3 protein-coding genes are annotated in these 4,595 nt (G+C 73.9%); 1 reads left to right on the forward strand and 2 read right to left on the reverse strand.

Annotated elements, in window-relative coordinates; genetic code table 11:
- Positions 1–496: 496 nt before the first annotated feature.
- The gene (locus tag ACFV9T_RS42545) at positions 497–1,303 is read right to left on the reverse strand and encodes a TetR family transcriptional regulator (protein ID WP_385449219.1); all 807 of its coding nucleotides are present in this window, start codon (positions 1,301–1,303) and stop codon (positions 497–499) included.
- A gap of 85 nt (positions 1,304–1,388) precedes the next feature.
- Positions 1,389–3,227 carry a 3-hydroxyacyl-CoA dehydrogenase family protein gene (locus tag ACFV9T_RS42550; protein WP_385449222.1) on the reverse strand — a complete coding sequence of 613 codons (1,839 nt, stop codon included), beginning with the start codon at positions 3,225–3,227 and terminating at the stop codon, positions 1,389–1,391.
- A 434-nt stretch (positions 3,228–3,661) separates the two neighbouring features.
- Here ACFV9T_RS42550 and ACFV9T_RS42555 point away from each other — a divergent pair, with 434 nt between their 5' ends.
- The gene (locus ACFV9T_RS42555; protein WP_385449224.1) at positions 3,662–4,315 is read left to right on the forward strand and encodes a HEAT repeat domain-containing protein; all 654 of its coding nucleotides are present in this window, start codon (positions 3,662–3,664) and stop codon (positions 4,313–4,315) included.
- The last annotated feature ends 280 nt before the right edge of the window (positions 4,316–4,595 follow it).

The raw sequence follows: 4,595 nt of genomic DNA on the forward strand, positions 1-4,595 counted from the left end.
CGGGTGGACGGGGAGCGGTCTATGAGCGCGACCCCGCCCATTCCCGTAACGGGGGGCGGCGCCCCCGGACCCCCCGCCAGGGGCCGCGCCCCCGCGCCCCGTCAGGGGCTCCCGCCCCCGGGCCTGCGCCAGGGGTTGCGTCCCCGGGCCCGGCCGGGGCTGGGGGCCGCCTTGGCGGCGGTGTGGTGTGCCTTGCCCGGTCCGGTGGCGGGGTTTGTTCCCCACCCCGCCCCTTCCCGTAACCGGGGGCTCCCGCCCCCCGGGGCCCGTCAGGGGCTGTGCCCCGGACCTCGGCTGCCCCGGCCCCGGGCTCGGGGCTCGTCCGGGCTCGGGGTGTTCTCCGAGTGGGTTTGCTTGAGCGCCGGACGGGGCGCTGGAAATCCAGCCCGTCCGGCGATTGAGGACCGGGGGCCGGGGCGGAGCCCCCGCGCGGCGGAGCCGCATATCGACGGGTGCCGGGAAGGGGCGGGGTGGGGGACTTGCCGCTGCGCCGGAGCTACCGCTTCAGGGCTCGTTCGATCGTTCGCATGACCTCGCCCAGCGGGGCGTCCGTGCGGGCCACCATGACCATCACGTCCTCCTCCTCGGTCGGCGTGGACACGTTCACCGCGGGGCGGCCCGCGCCGATGCCGGTGCCGAACGTTTCGCGCACGATGGCGAACGCGTGGTCCAGCTGCGCCTCGACGTCGCCCTCGCCCCCCGCCCGCAGCCAGCGGCGGAGGACGTGGTTGTGGGCCGTGACCACCGCGGAGGCGGCGACCTCGGCCAGCAGGGGATCGTCGTCGCCGTCGTGGTGGGCGCCCTCGTCGAAGTGGCCCAGGAGGTAGCGGGTGAACAGCCGCTCGTAGCGGGCCACCGAGGCGATCTCGCGCTCGCGCAGCGCGGGGACCTCGCGGGTCAGCCGGTAGCGCTCGACGGAGACCGCCGGGGAGGCCGCGTACATGCGCATGACCTCCTTGATGCCCCGGCACACCGTGTCCAGCGGGTTCTCATGCGGCGGTGCCGCGTCCAGCACCGCGGCGGCGCGCACCAGCGTGTCGTCGTGGTCCGGGAAAATGGCCTCTTCCTTGGACCGGAAATGGCGGAAAAACGTGCGTCGGGCCACGCCCGCTCTGGCCGCGATCTCGTCGACCGTCGTCGCCTCGTACCCCTGCGTCGCGAACAACTCCATGGCGGCCGCCGCGAGTTTGCGGCGCATGATCAGGCGCTGGGCGGCGGCGCGGCGGCTGCCTGCGCTCTCGCCGCCGTTGGAGGAGTTCGAGCGATTACGCTGCGTACGAGTGGCCTTTACGGGCTGGGACATGTGGGGAACGTAACACGCTTGTGAGTGCTGGTGCGGGGGCGGACCGAAGGACGGTTCCAGCAGTCCACCCCAGCCCAGCGGATTCTCAGGCCTTCGCATACTCGCGGAAGCCGCGCCCCGTCTTGCGGCCCAGGCAGCCCGCCGCGACGAGGTGTTCCAGCAGCGGCGCGGGCGCCAGGCCCGGGTCGCGGAACGCGCGGTGGAGGACCTTCTCGATGGCCAGCGAGACGTCCAGACCGACCACGTCCAGCAGCTCGAAGGGGCCCATCGGATAGCCGCCGCCGAGCTTCATCGCCGCGTCGATGTCATCGGGCGACGCGTAGTGCTCCTGGACCATCTTCACCGCGTTGTTCAGATACGGGAACAGCAGGGCGTTGACGATGAACCCGGCCCGGTCGCCGCAGTCCACCGGGTGCTTGCCGATCTCCCGGCACACGGTGTGCGCGGTGGCCCGCACATCGTCCGAGGTCAGCACGGTGCACACGACCTCGACGAGCTTCATCGCGGGGGCCGGGTTGAAGAAGTGCAGGCCGATCACGTCCTGCGGGCGCGATGTGGCGCGGGCGCAGGCGATGACCGGCAGCGAGGAGGTGGTGGTGGCGAGCACCGCGCCCGGCTTGCAGACCTTGTCCAGCACGCCGAACAGCTCCTGCTTCACGGCCAGATCCTCGGCCACCGCCTCCACCACGAGGTCCGCGTCCGCGAAGGCGTCGAGGGAGTCGGCCGGGGTGATCCGGGCGAGCGCCCGCTCCCGCACCGCCTCCGTCATCCGGCCCTTGGCCACCGACCGCGCCAGCGACTTCGCGACCCGGGCCTTCGCGGCCGCCGCCTTCTCCCCGGTACGGGCCGCCAGCACCACCTCGTGGCCCGCCTTGGCGAACACCTCGGCGATGCCGCTCGCCATCGTGCCCGAGCCCGCGACGCCGACCACCCGCACCGGACGGCCCGATTCCGGCGACGGCGCCTGCGGGGCCGCGCCGTCCGGGACGGCGGTGCCGCTGCCGGGCGCCTCGTACGTATAGAAGCCTCGGCCCGCCTTACGGCCGGTGAGCCCGGCGTCGGCGAGCTGGCCCAGGACCGGCGCGGGGGCGTGCAGCCGGTCGCCGGAGGCCGCGTACATCGCCTCCAGGACGGTACGGGCCGTATCGATCCCGATCAGGTCCAGCAGGGCCAGCGGCCCCATCGGCAGCCCGCAGCCGAGCCGCATCGCGGCGTCGATGTCCTCGCGGGCCGCGTACCGCGACTCGTACATCGCGGCGGCCTGGTTGAGGTAGCCGAACAGCAGCCCGTCGGCGATGAAGCCCGGCCGGTCGCCGAGCGCGACCGGCTCCTTGCCCAAGTCGCGGGCGAGCGTGGTGACCGCCTCGATGGCGGCGGGCGCGGTCAGCACGCTGGAGACGATCTCCACCAGCTTCATGGCGGGCGCCGGGTTGAAGAAATGCAGCCCCAACACGCGCTCCGGGCGGGCGGATTCGGCCGCCAGCCGGGTCACGGAGAGGGCGTTGGTGCCGGTCGCCAGGATGGTGTCCGGGCGGACGACGGCGTCCAGCGCGGCGAAGACGTCACGCTTGATGCCGTAGTCCTCGGGCACCACCTCGACCACCAGATCCGCGTCCGCCGAGGCGGCCACGTCGGTCGTGACGCGGAAGCGGTCGAGCGCGGCCGTCCGCTCGCGCTCGGTCATCCGGCCGCGGCCCACCGCGCGGGCCGTGGCCACCTCCAGCGCGGTGACGGCCCGGCGGCAGGCGCTCTCGCTGATGTCGATGCCGATCACCCGACGCCCCGCACGAGCCAGGATTTCGGCGATGCCGGTGCCCATCGTGCCGAGCCCGACGACCGCGACAGTAGTGAGCGGGGCCCGAGAGGGGGAGAGATCAGAGGAGGAGGACGTGGGGCTGACGCCGGTCTGTGGGAGACGGTCCATCGCGGACTCCAGAGGGTGTTCCCCGGAAACGGGGATGAAGTGACGACTGGGACTGGCTGAGAGGAGCTGTTCGGTGAGGAACGGAGGACGGACGCCGCGATACGGGCAATCCGGACGCGCGTCCGGCGCCTGCCGCTGGAACTCCTCCGGCCCGCTCGAAAACTCCGACGGAAGGGCTTGCACGCTCCCTGGCGGACAGCGCCGCACGGAGGAAACTGCCCGTGGGAGACACACGGCGGGCCCTGTCCCGGGGCCATGCCGTACTGCTGCTGAATGTGCCGAACCGACGTCACGCAAGGCGGCTGCGTCACCAGGCCGCCCGAGCAGGGGTGCTGCTCGTGTCGCCATATTAACTCGCGGGTAACCAAGACGCCAGAGCCGACTGTGAGTCCTGCGCGATGGCGCGGATCACCGGGGAGGGGAGACCTCGACACATGGACGACGAATTCCGCACGCTGACGGAGCGGGTACGGGCCTCGCTCACATCGCAGCAGGAGACCGCGGCACACGCCTCGCTCCTCGCACTCGTACGGCAGGGCACCCCCGCCGCACGCGAACAGCTCGCCCGCATCCTGGTCGCGCCGGAGCAGCCGCTGTGGGCGCGCGAAACCGCCGCGTTCGTGCTCGGCAGCGCGGGCGACCGGCGGGCCTTCGAAACGCTCGTCCTGCTCCTCAACTACCGCGAACCCGCGCGCTGCGCGACCGCCGCCCGGGTGCTGGCCCGGCTCGACGACCCGCGCACCGCCCGTGCCGCGGCCGCCCTCGCGACGAATCCGCTGCGCACCGCGTACTCGCTGCACCCCATCCGGCTCCTCGTCGAACTCCGCGCCCCCGAATCCGTACCGGCCCTGGTCGCCGCCCTGGAACGCCAGTTGGGCGCCCGGGACCGGCACTGGGTCATCGCCCGCGCGTGCGTCGAGGGGCTGGGCGCGATCGGCGACGAACGCGCCATCCCCGCGCTGAAGGCGGCGGCCGAGCACATACGGCTCAGCGCCGCGGCCGCCGCCGCCCTGGCCCGCATCAGCGGCGGCGGCGAACTGGACCCCACCCCACCCCCACCCCGTCAGGGCCGCGCAGGCGTGCGGTGACACCTGGCCGCGCGGGCTGTGTTCCCCGCCCCGCCCCTTCCCGATCCGGGGCTCCGCCCCGGTCCCCGCCGGGGCTGCGCCCCTGGGCCCCGGGTCCGGCCGCGCGGGTGCGGGCCGAGGGGGTGCGGTGGCGCAGCGCCGCGCGGGTTCTGTTCCCCGCCCCGCCCCTTCCCGATCCGGGGCTCCGCCCCGGTCCCCGCCGGGGCTGCGCCCCTGGGCCCCGGCCCGGGGTTGCGCCTCTGGTCCTCGTTGGGGCGGTGCCCTTGGGTCCCGGCGAGGG

Source organism: Streptomyces sp. NPDC059850, from assembly GCF_042731515.1.
Taxonomy (GTDB): Bacteria; Actinomycetota; Actinomycetes; order Streptomycetales; family Streptomycetaceae; genus Streptomyces.